This window comes from Mesorhizobium shangrilense, assembly GCF_040537815.1.
Lineage (GTDB): Bacteria > Pseudomonadota > Alphaproteobacteria > Rhizobiales > Rhizobiaceae > Mesorhizobium > Mesorhizobium shangrilense.
Map to the genome: position 1 here is coordinate 842,942 of NZ_JBEWSZ010000002.1, position 19,622 is coordinate 862,563.

16 protein-coding genes and 1 pseudogene are annotated in these 19,622 nt (G+C 61.0%); 16 read left to right on the forward strand and 1 reads right to left on the reverse strand.

Going from position 1 to position 19,622, the window contains the following annotated elements:
• Positions 1-1,004 precede the first annotated feature (1,004 nt).
• The 16 genes and pseudogenes from ABVQ20_RS28745 to ABVQ20_RS28820 all read left to right on the forward strand — a co-directional run bounded on the left by ABVQ20_RS28745 (position 1,005) and on the right by ABVQ20_RS28820 (position 19,125).
• Positions 1,005-4,181, forward strand: coding sequence for a heterodisulfide reductase-related iron-sulfur binding cluster (locus ABVQ20_RS28745; protein WP_354463067.1), 3,177 nt, complete (start codon positions 1,005-1,007; stop codon positions 4,179-4,181).
• Positions 4,182-4,184: 3 nt separating this feature from the next.
• Positions 4,185-5,156 carry an electron transfer flavoprotein subunit alpha/FixB family protein gene (locus tag ABVQ20_RS28750; protein WP_354463068.1) on the forward strand — a complete coding sequence of 324 codons (972 nt, stop codon included), beginning with the start codon at positions 4,185-4,187 and terminating at the stop codon, positions 5,154-5,156.
• A 65-nt stretch (positions 5,157-5,221) separates the two neighbouring features.
• The gene (locus ABVQ20_RS28755) at positions 5,222-5,380 is read left to right on the forward strand and encodes a hypothetical protein (RefSeq protein WP_354463070.1); all 159 of its coding nucleotides are present in this window, start codon (positions 5,222-5,224) and stop codon (positions 5,378-5,380) included.
• A 132-nt stretch (positions 5,381-5,512) separates the two neighbouring features.
• Complete coding sequence (locus tag ABVQ20_RS28760; RefSeq protein WP_354463072.1) at positions 5,513-6,175, forward strand: SGNH/GDSL hydrolase family protein; 663 nt, start codon at positions 5,513-5,515, stop codon at positions 6,173-6,175.
• Between the two features lie 728 nt (positions 6,176-6,903).
• Positions 6,904-8,901 (forward strand): conjugal transfer protein TraG, encoded by a 1,998-nt coding sequence (locus tag ABVQ20_RS28765; protein WP_354463165.1) that lies wholly within the window; start codon positions 6,904-6,906, stop codon positions 8,899-8,901.
• Between the two features lie 3 nt (positions 8,902-8,904).
• Entirely contained in the window at positions 8,905-9,357 is a 453-nt protein-coding gene (locus ABVQ20_RS28770) for a CopG family transcriptional regulator (RefSeq protein ID WP_354463074.1), read from the forward strand.
• A gap of 215 nt (positions 9,358-9,572) precedes the next feature.
• Positions 9,573-10,535, forward strand: a complete 963-nt coding sequence (gene trbB, locus ABVQ20_RS28775; RefSeq protein WP_354463166.1) for a P-type conjugative transfer ATPase TrbB — start codon at positions 9,573-9,575, stop codon at positions 10,533-10,535.
• Positions 10,536-10,612: 77 nt separating this feature from the next.
• Positions 10,613-10,882 (forward strand): TrbC/VirB2 family type IV secretion system protein, encoded by a 270-nt coding sequence (locus tag ABVQ20_RS28780; RefSeq protein WP_354463167.1) that lies wholly within the window; start codon positions 10,613-10,615, stop codon positions 10,880-10,882.
• On the forward strand, positions 10,882-11,163 hold the full coding sequence (locus tag ABVQ20_RS28785; protein ID WP_354463076.1) for a VirB3 family type IV secretion system protein: 282 nt from the start codon (positions 10,882-10,884) through the stop codon (positions 11,161-11,163). Before ABVQ20_RS28780 ends, ABVQ20_RS28785 begins: the two co-directional genes overlap by 1 nt.
• Before the next feature lie 13 nt (positions 11,164-11,176).
• Positions 11,177-13,680: pseudogene (gene trbE / locus ABVQ20_RS28790) on the forward strand (conjugal transfer protein TrbE).
• Between the two features lie 35 nt (positions 13,681-13,715).
• A complete protein-coding gene (trbJ, locus tag ABVQ20_RS28795; protein WP_435528442.1) occupies positions 13,716-14,429 on the forward strand; it encodes a P-type conjugative transfer protein TrbJ in 714 nt (237 codons plus the stop codon).
• Positions 14,430-14,437: 8 nt separating this feature from the next.
• Complete coding sequence (gene trbK-alt / locus ABVQ20_RS28800) at positions 14,438-14,806, forward strand: putative entry exclusion protein TrbK-alt (RefSeq protein WP_354463080.1); 369 nt, start codon at positions 14,438-14,440, stop codon at positions 14,804-14,806.
• Positions 14,803-16,173 (forward strand): P-type conjugative transfer protein TrbL, encoded by a 1,371-nt coding sequence (gene trbL, locus ABVQ20_RS28805; RefSeq protein WP_354463082.1) that lies wholly within the window; start codon positions 14,803-14,805, stop codon positions 16,171-16,173. Before trbK-alt ends, trbL begins: the two co-directional genes overlap by 4 nt.
• Positions 16,170-16,856 (forward strand): conjugal transfer protein TrbF, encoded by a 687-nt coding sequence (gene trbF, locus ABVQ20_RS28810; protein WP_354463084.1) that lies wholly within the window; start codon positions 16,170-16,172, stop codon positions 16,854-16,856. The genes trbL and trbF overlap by 4 nt, the downstream gene beginning before the upstream one ends.
• Positions 16,856-17,914 (forward strand): P-type conjugative transfer protein TrbG, encoded by a 1,059-nt coding sequence (gene trbG, locus ABVQ20_RS28815; protein WP_354463085.1) that lies wholly within the window; start codon positions 16,856-16,858, stop codon positions 17,912-17,914. The genes trbF and trbG overlap by 1 nt, the downstream gene beginning before the upstream one ends.
• On the forward strand, positions 17,911-19,125 hold the full coding sequence (locus ABVQ20_RS28820) for a TraB/TrbI/VirB10 family type IV secretion system protein (protein ID WP_354463086.1): 1,215 nt from the start codon (positions 17,911-17,913) through the stop codon (positions 19,123-19,125). The genes trbG and ABVQ20_RS28820 overlap by 4 nt, the downstream gene beginning before the upstream one ends.
• On the opposite strand, the gene ABVQ20_RS28825 is transcribed toward ABVQ20_RS28820, so the two are convergent.
• Positions 19,073-19,429, reverse strand: coding sequence for a hypothetical protein (locus ABVQ20_RS28825; protein WP_354463087.1), 357 nt, complete (start codon positions 19,427-19,429; stop codon positions 19,073-19,075). The two genes, ABVQ20_RS28820 and ABVQ20_RS28825, sit on opposite strands and share 53 nt — an antisense overlap.
• Positions 19,430-19,622: the final 193 nt, after the last annotated feature.

A 19,622-nucleotide genomic window follows, 5' to 3' on the forward strand; every position in this document is an offset into this window, starting at 1 on the left:
CGATCTGCGGATTGCAGTTATCGGTCTTGGCCTTTCTCCGAAGCCATGTCGACGCTCTCAGGCTTCCTGAGACGGTCAAGGTGGCGGCGGTTTCCAGTGTCCGCAAGTAGGTCGCGGAGACGGCCGATACCGAGTGCAACGCAGCGGCTTATGCCGACTACCGCGCGATGGTCGGAAAGACTCCATCTTAGCAAAGGGCTGGTGAGACTACCCACAAGACCACCGTTTCTTGATCGCCCACGCACCAGAAACGGATCAGTCGCGACGCTTCATTCGCAACGCTATCGCTCGTCTAAGCGGGGCAGGGCCTAACAGTCGAAGTGCCATCGACGATGTAAACAACGGGGGCTTGCCGCACATGAACCACGCTACCGGAAGAGGCATGGTGTTTCTCTTTCGTGACGATGAAGATGATGCACCCGAGGCAAAACTTTGTGACGAGCCTCATGTTCGCCAGGCGTGGCGCCCTCTGGGCATCACTCTGGTCAAGAAGATCGTGCGCGCATTTCACCCAGCTCATAGATCCGTAGAGTGCAGTCCCTTGGATGAGTTGGTCGCACCGACACAGTCACCGCAGGATTCGTTCCACCGAGAAGACGGCCTGCGAGGTGAAAAACGGTTGCAATAGGCAAGCCGTCGCAACACCAGGCATGATTGTTTTGACCTACTACTGAATGTGCAATTGGCGACGGCTTCGTGAAAGACGGCTCAAGGCGCTGACCTTAGTCTGCCATCACTGACGGTATAGATCTTAGCAAATGGCTTGAGCTGCTGGCGGGGCCTGATTGCCACCCGTTGCTTGCGTTGGGGATATGGACATTCAATCAGCGACTGAATGGTCAGCCGTTCCGAAACGTTCGTGAATTTCCCACGAAGATCCACAAAGACCGGATGTGGTTGGTCACAGCGCGCGAGCGTGCGGGAAACACGCCCCTAAACCCCGAAGCCGCCGATCCCGTTGTCGGTCGTGGTTAGGGCAATACCCAGCGAGTGAGGTTGCAAATTTGGAAACGCGCGAGCTCTTCTGGTCTTTGAGCAAACTTGAAATCGCGGTATTCTATGTTTTCGGAATAACCGCGATATTCTTGTTTCTTCTGGGCCTTTGGCATGACTTCGCCAAGTATCGCGGCGCGAGTGGGGCAGTCGGGCGCGTGCGGTTGCGCCCCGGCTTTCTTCGTCTGGTTCGTGACCTTCTGTCTCATAAAAAGGTAGCTCGCCGGGACAGACTCGCCGGAATTGCTCATGCTGCCATCTTCTGGGGCTTTGTTATCGCCCTGATGGGCACGACGATCATTTTCATCGACCACGATTTCGTACAGCCGATTTTCGGGTTCAGTCTCTGGAAAGGCGATTTCTACCTCATTTTCAGCCTGCTTCTCGATCTTGGAGGTTTCGCACTTCTCATCGGGTTGATCGCAATGTCGTGGCGACGCTGGGTTATTCAGCCCGCCAAGCTGGATTACACCCGTCCCTATTCGAACACGAAGGCACTCCGGTCGGTTCAAGCGGGTTGGCGATGGGAAGACCGCGTTTTCATCTTGGTCCTGATGGTGATCACCATCTCGGGCTTTCTGCTCGAAGGGCTCAGGCTTTATACCGACCGGCCCGCATGGGCAGACTGGTCTCCGATTGGATATACGGTCGCGGGCGTATATGCGGCCGCGGGTCTCTCACCGGAGGCCGCGAATTCCCTGCGGCTTTGGGGATGGTGGTCGCACGGGATTCTGGCGCTGGCATTCATCGCGACGATCCCGTGGTACAAGGCCAAGCACGTCATCGCCGTCCTCGGATCGCTCTTGCTTCGTGATACGGCACCGTTGAAGCGCCTGCCGAACGAGCCCGACGTGTCCGATACGGTTGGGATCGCCAGGCTATCCGATTTCGACCTCAAGGATATGCTGGATTTCGACGCCTGCACCAAGTGCGGCCGTTGTCACGAGGCCTGTCCCGCGGCGGCTAGCGGATATCCGTTGAGCCCCCGCGACCTCATTCTTGACCTGCGGACGGCAAACGGGAGTGCCGCCGATGGCCAGACCCTGGTGGAGATGGTCATCAAGGAGGAAACGCTCTGGTCATGCATGAGCTGCGGCGCCTGTCAGGAGATTTGTCCGGTCGGGATAGAACATCCCTCGAAGATCGTGCGCATGCGCAGGTCTCTCGTCGATCAGGGCAAGATCGAGCCGCTGCTGCAGACCGCCTTCACCTCTCTCGGCAATTTCGGCAACAGTTTCGGGGAGCCGCCCCGCAAGCGATCCGCCTGGGTGGACGAGCTCGATTTTCCGGTCAAGGATATCCGCAAGGAGCCCGCCGACTACCTCTGGTTCGTCGGGGACTATGCATCTTTCGACCCGCGAAACCAGATCGTGTCGCGGACCGTCGCGCGCCTGCTGCGGGTAGCGAATGTCGATTTCGCGCTCCTCCACGAAGGTGAGCACAGCGCCGGAAACGACATCCGCAGAGCGGGTGAGGAAGGTCTGTATTCGATGCTCGCGGAGCACAATCTGGGGCAGATGAAGAATGCGCATCCGTTCAGCCGCATCATCACCACGGATCCGCACAGCTACAACACCATCCGCAACGAGTATCCGGAATTTCAGGACGTCGCCGAGATCGAGCATTATTCGACCGCGCTCGCCGAGTTGCTGAGAACGGGGGGGCTGAAGGTCACCAAACCCCTCAACAGGCGCGTGACCTTTCACGACCCCTGCCATCTCGGCCGGTTGAACGGTGGATATGACGCGCCGAGAGAGGTGCTCGAGCTGATTGGCTGCGAGATCGTCGAGATGCCGCGCAATCGCGACAACTCCTTTTGCTGCGGTGCCGGTGGCGGTCGGATCTGGATGGCAGGCAAGCTCGGCGAAAAGCCATCCGAAAACCGGATGCACGAAGCCGCGGCGCTTACTGAAATCGATTGTTTCGTCACCTGCTGTCCGAAGGATCTCAATATGTTTGAAGACGCCAACAAGACGAGCGACCACGTCGGCAGCTTTACTGTCAACGATCTGGCCGAGCTCGTCGCAGAGGCCATCGAGCTGGAGAAGTTGTCGGGCGACGACCTGCCCGATCTGGTCGAGCGGATCGTGAATCGCTCCTCGCAGATCGTCGCGAGCGCCGTCCTCGAACTCCTGAAAGATGGGCTTTCGAAACAATGGCCGACGCTCGATCAGGTTACGCCGCGCATCAATGCGCAAGCCGCGCCGGCTATGATGCCAGTCGACCCGCTGGCCGCGGCAACTTCCGTGGGAGACACCAGTTCAGACGTCGGCATTGTCAGCGAGGTAGCGCCCCCGCCGTCCGAGCCGGTGCCGAAGCGGCAGGTTGCGGTGAAAAAGCTTCGGGCGATGGATTGGGAGCAACTCGCACCCGTCGAAGCGGCAAAGCTGCCGGCCTATGAAATGCCCGAAAAAAGCAAACACAAGATTCTAGTCGCCGTTCGGCATGTGGGCGTTCTCAATGAAGATTTCGAAATCACGAGCGATGGTCTCGGCGTATCGAGCGGCTCTTTCGATCACAAGATCAACGAGTGGGACGAAGCGGCCATGGAGGAAGCGTTGCTTCTTTCCGAGAAACTTGGAGAATGCGAGATCGTGGTGGTCACGATAGGCGACGAGGGCGCAGAAACCTCTCTGAGAAAAGCACTGGCGATGGGGGCCGATCGTGGAGTGCGGATCTGGGACGACGGCCTGATCGACGCTGACCCAATGACGATTGCCCGTGGTCTGGCTGGCATTGCCGAGATGGAGCGGCCCGACCTGATCTTGTGCGGTGTCCAGTCAGCCGATTTCGGGCATGGCTCCACGGGCACGATCCTCGCCGGAATACTTGGATTGCCGCACAGCGCATCGGTGGTCGGCTGCGATTGGGATGGTGCGTCCAGATTGACGCTGACACGAGAACTGGAGGGGGGGACACAGCATCGGTTCCACCTGTCGGTGCCCGCCGTTCTGACCATCCAGACAGGTGCAAACCAGCCGCGTTACGCCACGATGCGCATGATCAAGCAGGCCAGGCAGAGGCCGATCCAGTTGGTCGACGGCGCGTCGCTGGACGACGGGTCGCGCGGATTCGTCGTGGATCACGTGTACAAACCGGTCACGGAGCAGGCGACGATGCTGCCGGGAAGCGTCGATGAGGTTGCTGCCTTCATCATCGAAAAAGTCAAGAACGTCGGAGGGCGCTAACACATGTCAGGAATTCTCATTGTTTCGGAACACCTGAACGGTCGCGCAGCAAGAATTTCCAAGGAGATCGTTGGCGCCGCGAATGCCTTGAAAAGCGGCATCGACGGGCCTTTGAGGGTCCTGATGCTCTCTGATGGTGACGAGGGGCCGCTCAACGACATGAACCTTGAAGGCGTCGACGAAATCGTCATCGTCAATGTCGGGTCTGCTCATTTTGATGCCTCCATCTATGAGGATGTCACGATCGAGCTTAGCAAGACATTGCGGCCATCGCTGATACTCTTCGGGCACACGGCGAACGGGATGGCATGCGCGGCGTCCGTAGCTGCTCGTCTTGGCACCGGCTATGCAAGCGACATCATCGGGATGAAGGTCGCCGCAGGAAAACTGATCGCCACCCGTTCCGCACACGGGGGAAAAATCAATCTCGACCTAGCGTTCCCCGACAAGCGCGTGGTTACGCTGACGATCCGCGGCGCGACGTTCAAGGCTCCGGATTCGGCAGGACATGCGTCCGTGGTCGAACGGGAATCCACCCGCGGCGACGGGAAATCCCATATCGAGCACGTTGACTACATCGACCCGCCGGCTGCGGATATCGATATCGCCAAGGCCGAGATCATCCTTTCAGTCGGGCGGGGAATCCAGAACGCGGACAACATCCCGCGTTTTGCGGCAATTGCGGAAAAATTAGGTGTGACGCTTGGTTGTTCGCGACCTTTCGCGGATGCGGGGTTTCTGCCCAAGGCTCACCAAGTGGGGCAGTCGGGAACTGTCGCGTCGAACTGCAAGCTCTACATCGCGATCGGAATATCAGGCGCAGTTCAGCACCTCTACGGGATGAAGCACATCGACACGATCATCGCCGTCAACAACGATCCCGGCGCGCCGATTTTCGGCTTTGCCAAGTTCGGATCGAACGTCGATTCGCTGGCATTGGCCGATGCGCTCGAAGCCAAGCTGGGCCTGAGCTGAATCACCGCATCAATAAAAACAAGAATCCAAACAAGAGGAGAGACGTAATCCACGCACTTTTGCGAATGCTAGTTCTGGCCACGGCGACGACGATGGTGTCGGCCGCCCGCAAGGCTCAGGACCTGCCGGCGATCAAGGAAGCTGTTTTCTTTGGCGACAGTCTCACGGACGCCGGTACGTTTGGCTTCCGGTTCACGACCGCTCCCGGCCTGACATGGGCCTAGCATGTGGCTTTGCATTTCGGCTAATCGCCTGTCCCCAACCAGCACGTCAACAGCTATTCCGAAGTCTATATCGATATTCCTCTCAGCGATGGGCCCGGGGGCTAAACTATGCCCAGGGCGGCGCAAGCGGACTTGCCCTATTTCGTCGCTGCGAAAACTGCCGAAGCCACGCCGATATCGACCGCCGTCCAGTTGCAGCACTTTCTGAAGCAGCATCATTCATTCAAACCGGACCAGGTCGTCGCACTATACATCGGGACGAACGACGTCGGCAACAATTTCGACCTTAACAACAATCCTGAATTGGCCAGGGTGCTACGCGACGACAAGGCGCCCCTTGAAGAGGTGATGACGACCGAGCGTGCCCGCGTGGAAACGGCGGGAAAAGCGGCGGCGAAGACAGCGGCGGATATCCTCGAGAACGGCGCAAAACGGTTGATCGTGTTCAAGTTGGCAAGGGTTGGTGATCTGCCCTGGTACCGCCCCAAGGCAGCCCGGGACTATGTCAATGACCTTACGGCTGCGTACAACACCAGCTTGGGGTCTAGCCTTCCGGACAATCCCGCGATCTTCAATCTGATGAGCTCTACCTACCCTGCACCGTCCAAGATCAGCCCCGCCGAAAAAGCTGGCCGCATGCTCGCGCGGGATGCCTTCGGGTACCTGAAGACCATGCTGTCGATCTCATTCATGCGGGCGGGATTGGCTGCGTCCTGTCGCTGCTGGCGAAAGCACCAGATCAACGGGGCATTTGGCAGACGCTGCACTGGAGGCCATCCTTTCGCAGATAATTGAAGGGCGACCCGATGGCTGAACACAGTGGTCTTTCGAGCATCGCAACTACCCTAAGAGCGAGATTGAGTGAGGTTTCAATTTTGACGCCGCGTGAACGCCTTCTTTTGGAGGTAATGCTGCAGAAAATTGCTGATCAGGTGTGATTATTTCGTCAAAACTTTGCTAATCGCGTTTTGGCCCGATTCGGGCCGTCTGAGGTGGGCGGCAACCACCCCGTCTTGTTCTGACCCCCACAACGGAAGGGGAAGCCGCATGACCATAGGACGGTCGATGGCCGCGGCACAGGCGATGAATAGCTCCTGTGCTCGAAGCCGCGACCCAGGTCGAGATGTTCCTCACCACGCATCCTGCAATATTGGTCAAGTAAGCGTCGAGAAACGCCGCAGTTTTGGTGACACACCGGCGCCGTCGTGTCGACCGTATGAGATCTCGGCAGCCGAACGGCGGTTTATTGCAAGTCCGGGCCAAAACCGGACAGTCTGGTGTCGGCCCCAAACTGGACGCCCCATTGTCTTGCGCTGAACGTCGGTAATCTGGCGCAAAGCGGGCCTAGTCCGATGTCCACATCGGGTCATTGGCCACTTTTTTCCGCTGGCAACCGTTCCGCCTCCAGCAGGTCTATCCAGGTCGAGCTACGCCGCGTCGCAGTAAGCTGCCCTTGGTTCTTGCTAATACCGAAACTCGACATTTTCTGTAGGCTCCCGATCCTCAGTCAGAAGAGACGCGACGTGCAGGCAACCAGAATACTGTGGGGCCAAGTCCTAGCGGTGCTTTTTATCGTGCTCGTGACCACCTGGTGCGCGACGCAATGGACGGCGTGGCAGCTAGGTTTTCAGCCACAACTCGGCCCGCCCTGGTTCGAGCTTGCCGGCCAGTCTATTTATCCGCCCCCAGCATTTTTCTGGTGGTGGTTTTTCTACGATGCCTATGCGCCTGAAGTCTTTCTCGAGGGCGCGCTGATTGCGGCGAGCGGCAGCTTCATCGCGATCACCGTTGCGATTGCCATGTCAGTTTGGCGGGCAAGGGAGGTGAAGAACGCCGCCACGTACGGTTCAGCGCGGTGGGGAACGCGCGATGAAATTGCAGCCTCAGGTATGATCGGTCCTGATGGTGTCGTGCTCGGTAAGCTCGACCGTGACTATCTTCGCCATGACGGGCCGGAGCATGTGCTTTGCTTCGCACCAACACGGAGCGGCAAGGGCGTCGGCCTTGTGGTTCCATCGCTGCTCACCTGGCCCGGCTCGGCCATTGTCCATGACATCAAGGGAGAGAACTGGGAACTAACCGCTGGATGGCGGTGGCGTTTTGGTCAGGTACTGCTGTTCGATCCGACCAATGCGGCCTCGGCAGCCTACAATCCGCTGCTGGAAGTGCGACGGGGCGAATGGGAAGTCCGTGATGTGCAGAACGTCGCCGACGTGCTTGTCGATCCAGAAGGTTCGCTTGAGCGCAGGAACCATTGGGAGAAAACGAGCCATGCACTGCTGGTCGGTGCCATCCTGCATGTTCTCTATGCCGAGCAGGACAAGACGCTCGCCGGCGTTGCAAATTTCCTATCCGATCCACAACGACCGATCGAGGCGACACTGCGAGCCATGATGCTGACGCAGCATCTGAGTGATGGCGGTGCCCATCCGGTGGTAGCATCGGCCGCGCGAGAATTGCTCAACAAATCGGAGAACGAACGCTCCGGCGTGCTCTCGACCGCCATGAGTTTTCTGGGCCTCTACCGCGATCCAGTGGTTGCGAAGGTCACGTCTCGTTGCGACTGGCGGATCGCTGACCTTGTCGAGGGCGAGCGTCCGACGACACTCTATCTGGTCGTACCGCCCTCAGACATAAGTCGCACCAAGCCGCTGATCCGTCTCGTACTCAACCAGATCGGCCGCAGGCTGACCGAGGATCTCCACGCCAAAGATCGACGGCAGCGACTGTTGATGATGCTCGACGAATTCCCGGCTCTCGGCCGGCTCGATTTTTTCGAAAGCGCACTGGCCTTCATGGCAGGCTATGGCATCAAGTCCTTCCTGATCGCGCAGTCGCTCAACCAGATCGAAAAGGCCTATGGGCCGAACAATTCGATCCTCGACAACTGTCATGTGCGGGTGAGTTTTGCGACCAACGATGAGCGCACCGCCAAGCGCGTCTCGGATTCGCTGGGAACGGGAACAGAGATGCGGGCCATGAAGAACTATGCCGGGCATAGGTTGTCGCCCTGGCTTGGACATCTCATGGTTTCGCGGCAGGAAACGGCGCGTGCGCTGATGACGCCCGGCGAGATCATGCAGCTTCCACCGACCGATGCCATCGTCATGGTGTCTGGCCTGTTCCCGATTCGAGCGAAGAAGGCTCGGTACTTCGCCGATCCGCGCCTGGCCGAGCGGGTCCTGGCGCCACCGAAGCCTGCAACGACCGCAGGAGCATCGCGCGCCGACGACTGGACCGGCACAACAGTCGTACCGGCGTTGGGAGGCCATCCTCCCCAATCGCACCTCTCTGCGGGTACGCAGGACGAGGATCCGGCAAATGGGGGCATACGCCGGCAGCCCGAACTCCCCGAACACGAGGACATCGCTCCTGAGCAAGTGGCACAGCACGGCAATGAATTCGATCTCGACCTTGATGAAGCTGACGATGACGCAGTTCGTAGACGCGCGGTCGACCAGGTCATGCGGCGCACCGCACGGCAGGCTTCGCTTGATCCCAATGACGGCATCGAGCTCTGAGCCATGAAGAACACCAAGAAGAAACGGCTCTCGGCCTATCTCGACCCCGACGTGATGAACGCGCTCGCCGACTATTCCGCGCTGCGCAATGTCTCACTGTCGTTGATCGCTGAGGCCGCGATTGCGTCGTTCCTGTCCCCGGACGCCGAGGAGCGGAAAGAGGCGGCAATCACCCGCCGTCTCGACCAGATCGACCGGCGTGTGCAGCGCGTCGAGCGCGATGTTGGGATCGCTATCGAGACACTGGCGCTGTTCGTGCGCTTCTGGCTGAACTCGACCCCGGCGTTGCCGGAATCCGCGCAGGCCGAAGCGCGTGCGAAGGGATTGCAGCGCTACGACAGTTTTGTCGATGCGCTCGGTCGCCGGTTGAGCAAGGGGCCAAAGCTGAGGCAGGAAATCGCCGAGGACGTCCCGCCAGCGCCGCCGGCTGACACGGATGATTCCCCGGCGAGATAGGCTGCGGCGGGGAAGCTGGCGAGATCGGCGGACCGCATTCTGCAAGTCTCTGCAGGTCGCGTCACGATCGCTTATTTCGCTTGTTGCAAGGCTGGTATTCCTGCCTCTTCTAATCATCCCCGACCGCGGCACAAACCAGCTCGCCGCGAAGAATGGGGATCATCGTGGCAACCAATCATCAATCCGGCAGGGAAGCGGTTTCGCGCGGCGCGCGCATGCTGCGCACGGCGCTCGGCCCAGCGATTGCCAGCTTCCTGGAAGATCCTGATATAGTCGAGGTAATGCTCAATCCTGACGGTCGGCTCTGGGTCGACCGGCTGAAGGAAGGGCTTTCCGCCACCGACGAAATCCTGATCCCGGCCGATGGCGAGCGGATTATAAGGCTGGTCGCACATCATGTCGGTGCCGAGGTACATCCCGGCAGCCCACGGGTGTCTGCGGAACTGCCGGAAACAGGCGAGCGCTTCGAGGGGCTGCTGCCTCCCGTAGTGGCAGCACCCGCCTTCGCCATCCGCAAGCCGGCCATCGCCGTGTTCACGCTTGAAGACTACGTCATCAATGGCGTCATGACGGCGAGCCAAGCCGGCGTGCTGCGGTTTGCCGTCGAGGAGCGAAAGAATGTGCTCGTGGCCGGCGGCACGTCGACAGGCAAGACCACACTGGTCAATGCCCTGCTGGCGGAAGTCGCCAAAACCGCTGACCGCGTCGTGCTGATCGAGGACACGCGCGAACTCCAGTGTGCCGCGCCCAATCTGGTGGCGCTGCGCACCAGGGACGGCGTCGCCTCGCTTTCCGATCTGGTGAAGTCTTCGCTGCGTCTTCGCCCCGACCGCATTCCGATTGGCGAGGTGCGCGGCGCTGAAGCGCTAGATCTCCTGAAAGCCTGGGGCACTGGCCATCCGGGCGGCATCGGCACCATCCACGCAAGTTCGGCCCTAGGTGCGCTCCGCCGACTTGAGCAGCTCGTGCAGGAGGCCGTCGTCACGGTTCCTCGCGTGCTCATCGCCGAGACCATTGACATTGTTGCCGTACTCGCCGGCCGCGGCTCGGCTCGCCGCCTTGTCGAGATTGCGTTCGCCGACGGGCTAGATCCCGTCACCGGCGACTACCGCACGATCGAGGCCAAGCTCGAGGCCGCATCAACTGTGAATCCCCAATCTCATGGAGTCTCAGAATGAAACCCATCCGCCTCACTTCATCGTCGGTCCCCAAGGCTGTCGCCCTAATCTCCGCAGCTGCGTTGACCGCTTCCGCCATGGCCATCATGGTCGCGCCGGCATTTGCCGCTGGCTCCTCCATGCCGTGGGAACAGCCACTTCAACAAATCCTCGAATCCGTCGAAGGGCCGGTCGCCAAGATCGTGGCGGTGATCATCATCATCGTCACCGGCCTGTCGCTCGCCTTCGGCGACACATCGGGTGGCTTCCGCCGGCTGATCCAGATCGTGTTCGGGCTCTCGATCGCCTTCGCGGCCAGCTCGTTCTTCCTCTCATTCTTCTCCTTCGGCGGCGGGGCGCTGATCTGATGACCGGGTACCTGCTGGAAGACGAAGAGGTACGCGGGTTTTTCGCGCCGGTGCATCGCGCACTGACCGAAACGATCCTGCTCGGCGGCGCGCCGCGTGCTGTGGCGATTGCCAACGGCACGCTCGCCGGCGCGGTGGGGCTGGGCCTACGGCTCTGGATCGCCGGTCTCGTGATCTGGGCGATCGGCCATTTCGCGGCGGTTTGGGCCGCGAAGCGCGATGCGCAATTCGTCGATGTCGTTCGCCGGCACCTTCGCTATCCCGCGCATTTCGGCTGCTGAAAGGCTTTCGCCCATGATGAACCTCGCCGAATACCGCAAACGCTCATCGAGCCTCGCCGACTATCTACCCTGGGCGGCACTGGTTGCGCCGGGCGTGGTGCTCAACAAGGATGGCAGCTTCCAAAGGACGGCCCGCTTTCGCGGTCCCGATCTGGATTCCGCCACACCTGCGGAGTTAGTCGGCACGACCGCGCGGCTGAATGGCGCGCTGCGCCGTCTCGGCTCCGGCTGGGCGATCTTCGTCGAGGCGCAGCGCAATCCCGCCACCGACTATCCCAATAGCCGGTTTCCGGATTCCGCGTCAGCGCTTTTCGACGTCGAGCGGCGCGAGCAATTCGAAGCCTCGGGCGTACTGTTCGAAAGCGGCCATTTCCTTACCTTCGTCTGGCTGCCGCCAGTCGAAGAAGCCTCGCGGATAGAGAGCTGGCTTTACGAAGGTCGGGAGAAAAGCGGTGTCGATCCGTGGGAACTCCTGAAGGGTTTTGTCGACCGCACCGACCGCGTGCTGAACCTGGTCGAGGGGTTTGTCCCGGAAGCCACTTGGCTCGATGACCGCGAGACACTGACCTACCTGCACTCCTGCGTTTCCACCAGGCGTCATCGCGTCCGCGTGCCGGAAACGCCGATGCATCTCGATTCGCTGCTGGTTGATCAGCCACTCGCCGGCGGATTGGAGCCTAGGCTCGGCGACGCCCATCTTCGCACGCTCATCATCATAGGATTTCCTACCGCGACCTTTCCGGGGATCCTCGACGATCTCAATCAGCTGGCCTTCTCCTACCGCTGGTCGACACGGGCGATCATGCTCGACAAGACGGACGCGACCAGGCTGGTGACGAAGATCCGCCGCCAGTGGTTCGCCAAGCGCAAATCGGTCGCCGCCATCCTCAAGGAGGTGATGACCAATGAGGTGTCAGTCCTCCTCGACACGGACGCTGCCAACAAGGCGGCAGACGCAGACGCGGCCCTGCAGGACCTCGGCTCCGACCAGATCGGGCAGGCCTATGTCACCGCGACGGTGACGGTATGGGACGCCGATGCCTCGATCGCGGACGAAAAACTGCGTCTGGTCGAAAAGGTCATCCAGGGGCGCGACTTCACTTGCATCGTCGAGAGCGTCAACGCCATCGAGGCATGGCTTGGCAGCATTCCCGGTCACGTCTACGCGAATGTCCGCCAGCCGCCGCTGTCCACTTTGAACCTCTCCCACATGATCCCGCTATCGGCGGTCTGGGCTGGACCGGTTGAGGACGAACATTTTGGCGCACCGCCACTGTTCTTCGCCAGGACCGAAGGCGCGACACCGTTCCGGTTCAGCCTGCATGTCGGAGATGTTGGTCATACTCTCGTCGTCGGCCCGACCGGCGCCGGCAAGTCGGTGCTGTTGGCGATGATGGCGCTGCAGTTCCGGCGCTACGAGAACAACCAGATTTTTGCATTCGACTTCGGTGGTTCAATCCGCGCGGCCATGCTTGCCATGGCGGGCGACTGGCACAATCTGGGAAGCAATGCCGAGAGCGGCAGGGGCAAGATGACCCACTAGCCCTGCTCACCCTTGCAAATCTGTCGGACGACGTTGCTGTCGTTTCGCTACAGCCGCTTCGCAGCATCCATCATATTCCCGAGCGCGCATGGGCTGCCGACTGGCTGGTCGACATTCTTCTGCGGGAAGGCGTCCCTGTCACGCCGGACGTAAAGGAATATCTCTGGTCGGCACTGACGTCTCTGGCCTCTGCTCCGGTTCAGGAACGGACGCTGACCGGCCTGACGGTTCTGCTGCAATCTTCACCGCTCAAGCAGGCGCTTCGACCCTACTGTATCGGCGGTCCCTACGGGCGGCTGCTCGACGCCGAGCACGAACGCTTGGGTGAAGCATCCGTCCAGGCCTTTGAGACTGAAGGCCTTATCGGTACGGGTGCAGCGCCCGCGGTGCTCGCTTATCTCTTTCACCGCGTCGAGCAGCGTATGGATGGGCGGCCGACGCTGCTGATCATTGATGAAGGCTGGCTGGCGCTCGACGATGGTGGCTTTGCCGATCAACTCCGCGAATGGCTAAAAACTCTTCGCAAGAAGAACGCTTCCGTCATTTTTGCCACGCAATCGCTCTCCGATATCGACGGCAGCAGGATCGCGCCGGCCATCGTCGAGAGCTGCCCGACAAGGCTGTTCCTGCCGAACGAGCGGGCCATCGAGCCGCAGATCACCCAGATCTACCGGCGCTTCGGCCTCAACGATCGCCAGATCGAGATCGTCGCCCGGGCGACACCGAAGCGCGACTATTACTGCCAGTCGCGCCGCGGCAACCGGTTGTTTGAACTCGGCCTTGATCCAATCGCGCTCGCACTCTGCGCGGCATCGTCCAAATCCGATCAGGCGGCGATCGACCGGATCATCCGGGAGGGCGGTCGAGAGCATTTCCTCGAGGCCTGGCTAACCGATCGCGGCCTCTCCTGGGCGGCCGACCTTGTTCCCAATCTCACCAACGTCATCGACCGGTCCACAAAGGAGATTTCGTAATGAATTCTGTTCCCAGCAAGCTTCGCGCCCGTGACATGGCTGCCGCCAGCGTTGTCGCCGTGACAATCGCGCTGTCCTGCGCACCGGCTTCGGCGTTCATCGTCTTTGATCCAAGCAACTACAGTCAGAATCTGCTCACGGCAGCACGCTCGCTGGAGCAGATCCAGAACCAGATCACCTCGCTTCAGAACGAAGCGCAGATGCTAATCAACCAGGCGAAGAACCTCACCTCGCTGCCGACATCGCTGCTTGGCCAGATCGAAGGCAACTTTTCCGAGATGAAGACCATGCTCGGCGAGGCCGACAAGCTCGCCTACAGCGTCCAGGATATCGACAGGCAGTTCACCTCGACCTACGAAAACTTCGGTTCGAACCTGTCCAGCCAGCAGCTTGTCGATGGCGCGCGCGAGCGCTGGAAGACCTCGGTGTCGGCCTTCGAACATTCGTTGAAGAGCGGAGCCGTCGCCGTCGACAACATCGAGGGGACACAACAGCAGACCAGCGCGCTGGTCGGCGCCAGCCAGTCGGCCGTCGGCGTGCTGCAGGCGACGCAGGCCGGCAACCAGCTTCTCGCCGTGCAGGCAAGGCAGGTGGCGGATCTGACAGCGATGATGGCAGCGCAGGGGCGCGCCAGCGCGCTCGAGCAGGCGAGGAAGGCCGCTGCGCAAGAGCAGGCGCGAGAACAGTTCAGCCGCTTCATGGCGGGTAGCAGCTACAGCCCGTCGACAGTCCGCATGTTCCACGACTGAGGCTGGTCATGAATCTCAAGATCGCCGCCCGGATGACAGCCGTTCTTGCCCTTGGCGCCGCCATGACCGCCGCCTTCATGGCGTTGCGCGGCGACGGCTCGCAGGAAGCGTCCTCCCCGCGTTCCGCACATCCGGGCGGCGAGCCGGCAAGGGTCGAGCTTGCACGATGCCGGGACATCGGCATGGCCGCGATTGCTGACAAGGCCTGTAGGAAGATCTGGGCGGAAAACCGCCGGCGTTTTCTTCAGCCGACACAGCATGTTTCACCATATGCGATTCCCTTGGTCGACAAGGACCAGAGCCGGCTTCTGCCTGTTCAACCGTCTGCGCCGCCGGGTGCGGAAGACCAACTCCGCCCGAACACGGTGGCGCCATGAACGACACCGGCGTCATCGATCGTTTCCTCGAGACTTTTACCCGCTACATCGACTCAGGCTTTGGTCTGCTTGGCGGCGAGGTGGCCTTTCTCACGTCGACGCTGATCGTCGTTGATATTACGCTCGCCGGCCTGTTCTGGGCCTGGGGTGCGGACGAGGACATGCTCCACCGGCTGGTGAAGAAGACGCTTTACATTGGCTTCTTCGCCTTCATCATCGGCAACTTCAATCGTCTCGCCGGCATCATCTTCGAGAGTTTTTCCGGGCTCGGCCTGAAGGCGGGAGGATCGGGATTGTCGGGCTCCGCACTCCTGCAGCCGGGACGTGTCGCACAGGTCGGCATCGACGCCGGCAATCCGATCCTTGAGGCCGCCAGCCAGTTGATGGGCTACGTCTCGTTCTTCGAGAATTTTGTGCAGATCGCGGTGCTGATGATCGCGTGGGCGATCGTGCTGATTGCCTTCTTTATCCTCGCTGTCCAGATTTTCGTCACGCTGATCGAGTTCAAGCTGACGACGCTTGCCGGCTTCGTGCTGATCCCGTTTGCGCTGTTCAACCGGACCGCTTTCCTTGCCGAAAAAGTGCTCGGCAACATTGTTGCTTCGGGCGTGAAGATCCTCGTGCTCGCTGTCATTGTCGGCATAGGCTCGGGCCTCTTTGGCGAGTTCACCCAAGGTTTTGGCGGGCAACAGCCCACGATTACGGATGCGTTGTCGCTTGTGCTGGGCGCCCTGTCGCTGATGGGGCTGTCGATCTTCGGTCCCGGCATCGCTACTGGCCTTGTTTCCGGCGCTCCGCAGCTCGGGGCGGGTGCTGCTGTCGGAACGAGCCTCGCGGCCATCGGTCTAGGTGCCGCCGGCGCCATGGGCGCCCGTGCCGGATTGAGCGGCGGCGCAAGTGCGCTCAATGCCGGAGGGCGCATGTCGGCAGCCGCTGCGCGCGGTGGCGCGCATCTTGCCGGCAGCACCTCGACGGCTTACGGCCTCGCCGCTGCCACATCCGGACAGAGCGGTGCAGGCTCGATTGCCGCCGGCATGGCAGGCGTCGCCAGGGCGGGCGCCGGCGCTGCCGTCCAACCGATAAAGCAGGCAATGTCGCGCGCGGCTTCAGCGCTGTCTTCCAGTCATCAAGCCGGCCGCTCGGCGGCATGGAACGCGACCGGCGGCGAGCCGCCGGGGGGGACTGCTTTCCCAGCTACCGCTCCAAACACACAATCCGGCCCCGGATCGCCGCCAGCATGGGCCAACCGCATGAAGCGCGGCCAGACCATGAGCCATGGCGCGAGTATGGCCGCGCATTCAGTCCGCTCCGGCGACCACGGCGGCGGCTCGATGAATGTTTCCCTCAATCAGGACGACCGCCGATGACCCTCTTCAGACGACCTTCCGTTCGTTACGGAAAGACGCCTCAACCGGAGACGCCATATCAGCGCGCCGCTCAGGTCTGGGATGACCGCATCGGCTCGGCTCGTGTGCAGGCGAAAAACTGGCGGCTGATGGCATTCGGGTCGTTGGTCCTTGCCGGTGGCTTCGCTTCTGCCCTGGTCTGGCAATCGACGCGGGGCACGGTTGTTCCATGGGTCGTGCAGGTCGACAAGCTGGGCGAGGCGCAGGCGGTTACCCCAGCCGTCGCCGACTATCGGCCGACCGATCCGCAGATTGCTTGGCATCTCGCCCGCTTCATCGAGCAGGTCAGAAGCATCCCGGATGACCCGATCATTGTCCGCCAGAACTGGTTGCGCGCCTACGACTACACGACTGACCGCGGCGCCATTTCCCTGAACGACTACGCGCGTCTGAACGACCCTTTTGCCAAGGTCGGCAAAATCCAGATCGCGGTCGAGGTTTCCAGCGTCATCCGGGCTTCGCCGGACTCGTTCCGTGTCGCTTGGATCGAGCGTCGCTACGAGAACGGCAGCCTGGCCAGCACCGAGCGTTGGACCGCCATCCTTACCATCGTCACTCAACAACCCCGCGATGCAGATCGGCTGAAGGCCAATCCGCTCGGCGTCTACGTCAATGCGATCAACTGGTCGAAGGAGCTTTCATGATGGGTGCGGCACCAACACGTAAAACGACAGGACAGTCCGTCCACAGCATCACAACCGTGCGGCTACTTGCCCTGGCGCTGCTGTCGGCAACGGCGCTCGCCGGCTGTGCCTCGAAAAAATACATCCCACCCGAGATCCAATACGATGATGCCAAGCCGGCCATGCTAAAGGCCGATCCGACCGGTCCCGTGAAGGTCGTGGAACTGCCGAAACCGCTTCCGCTTCCCGGCCAGTTGAAGCCTATTGTGACCAGCAAGGCTCAGGCGGAGCCGGCCGACCCCAAGCAGCGTATCAGCCAGGCAAACGAGGCCGCACGAATGCAGCCCGTCCGCGACGGATTTATCAACGCGATCCAACTCTATCCGTGGAGCGAAGGCGCGCTCTACCAGATCTATACCGCGCCGGGCCAGGTCACCGACATCGCCCTGCAGCCTAGCGAGCAGCTCGTCGGCTCTGGTCCCGTCGCCGCCGGCGATACCGTGCGCTGGATTATCGGTGATACGCAGAGCGGGGCAGGGGACCGTCTCCAGGTCCACATTCTCGTCAAGCCGACGCGGCCAGATCTTCAGACCAACCTTGTCATCAACAGCGATCGCCGCACCTATCATCTCGAGCTGCGATCGACCGAAAGCACCTACATGGCCTCTGTATCGTGGCAGTATCCGCTGGATCAGTTGATAGCGCTGCGGCGCCAGAACGCGCAGGCTTCCGAAGCCCAGCCGGTCGCTTCCGGCATCGACATCCAGAAACTCAACTTTCGTTACCGCATCGAGGGCGACGCGGCACCGTGGAAGCCGCTACGCGTGTTCGATGACGGCTCAAAAGTCTACATAGAATTTCCATCCGGTATCGGTCAGGGTGAGATGCCGCCGCTCTTCGTCATCGGCCCATCGGGCGGCTCGGAACTGGTCAACTACCGCGCTCGGCAAAACTACTATGTCGTCGACCGCCTCTTCGCCGCGGCTGAACTGAGGCTCGGCGACAAGACGAGCGGGAAGCGTGTCAGAATCGTGCGCACTGACGGTAGACCGCAGCGCAGCGCGAGGCTGTTCCGATGAGCGACGTTGCAAATCTCCCGAACCCTGACATCAGGGCCGAACTACGTCTGAGGCCCGCGCCCGCCAGGGTCACGCGCCTTTCGCGCAAGGTGCTGATCGGTCTTGGTGGAGTGGTCAGTGCTGCGATCCTTGGCACACTGATCTGGGCGCTCGACACCAGGCGGCGCGGCAACGATGAGCCATCCGAACTCTTCACCACTGAAAATCGATCGACCGCCGACGGGTTACAAACCCTGCCGAAGGATTATGCCGGCATTCCAAAGCTCGGGCCCCCTTTGCCCGGCGATCTCGGCCGGCCAATCCTGCGTGCACAGGAGCGCGGCCAGTCGATCGAGGTGCCCAACATCAGTACGCCGCGCGCCGATCCGGACGAGCAGCGTCGCCTGGCCGAGATTGAGGCCGCGCGTGTCGCGAAGCTCTTTACCGACACCAACGCGCGAGCGAATACCGCGCGGCAGGATACTGGTGCAGGAAACATCGTGGCGAACGCCATGTCCGGCTTGACGCCACCGACCGAACAGCCGCCGCTCGATCCTGGCACGGCTCAAAACATGCAGGATCGCAAGCTCGCTTTCGTCAACGCGATACCGGATCGACGCACCGTAAGTCCTGACCATCTCATCGAGAAGGTCTCGGCCTACATCGTGCAGGCCGGAACGGTCATTCCAGCGGCGCTTGTCACCGGGATCCGGTCCGATCTTCCCGGCCAGATCACCGCCCAGGTCACCGAGAACGTCTATGATAGTCCGACAGGGTCATACCTGCTGATCCCGCAAGGAGCGAGGCTGATTGGGCAGTACGACAGCCAGGTCGCGTTCGGCCAGTCGCGCGTGCTGCTGGTTTGGAGCCGGCTCATCATGCCCGATGGCATATCCATTGTGCTGGAGCGTCAGCCGGGCGCCGATGCGGCAGGCTTTGCCGGACTGGAGGATGAGGTCGATCACCATTGGGGCCAGATGTTTCGGGCCGCAGCGCTGTCGACGTTATTGGGCGTCGGCTCCAGCCTCGGTTCCAGCAACAACGAGAGTGATGTCGCCAAGGCCATTCGAGAGAGCGCGCAGAATTCAGTCTCGAATATCGGTCAGCAGATCGTTCGCAACCAGCTGAACGTCCAGCCGACGCTCACCATTCGGCCCGGCTTCCCGGTTCGCATCATCGTCAACCACGACCTTGTGCTCGCGCCGTATGGCACGCGGAAGGATCCGTCATGACCAAGCTCAAACTTTCCGCCATCCCTGATGATCGCCCGGTCAAAGTCATATGGATTCCCATGCGTCGAGAGGCGCCGAGGAAACTGCCTTCCTCGGCGATAACTGCAGTGTTCTCGATATTCGGGAAACGAACCGGCGTTACCCGGGTCAAGCCGCTCAAAGGTGGCAACGACGCAATGATTTCTTCCGCGTGAAATCTCTTGTCGTTGTTTCCGTAGTCCAAGACATCGAACGGATCCTTGCCGATCGAGGCGATAGTGCCGCCGGCTCCGATGAAAACCACCTCGGGTGTTGGTTTTACCATGTGCTGCCGTTTCCTCTGTCGGATGGGCCGCCTGCTGCGCCAGTCGGCGATCACGTTTGATAGCGTAAAGGATCGGCCAAAAGCCAGATCTCAAAAAAGCTCTGCGGCCTTCCGTCGTGGCAAAAGCGCTGGCAGTCCCCGCTCGGCGGCGAGGTGGGCCACCGATCCGGCCATCGGGTAGTCGAGGACCGCA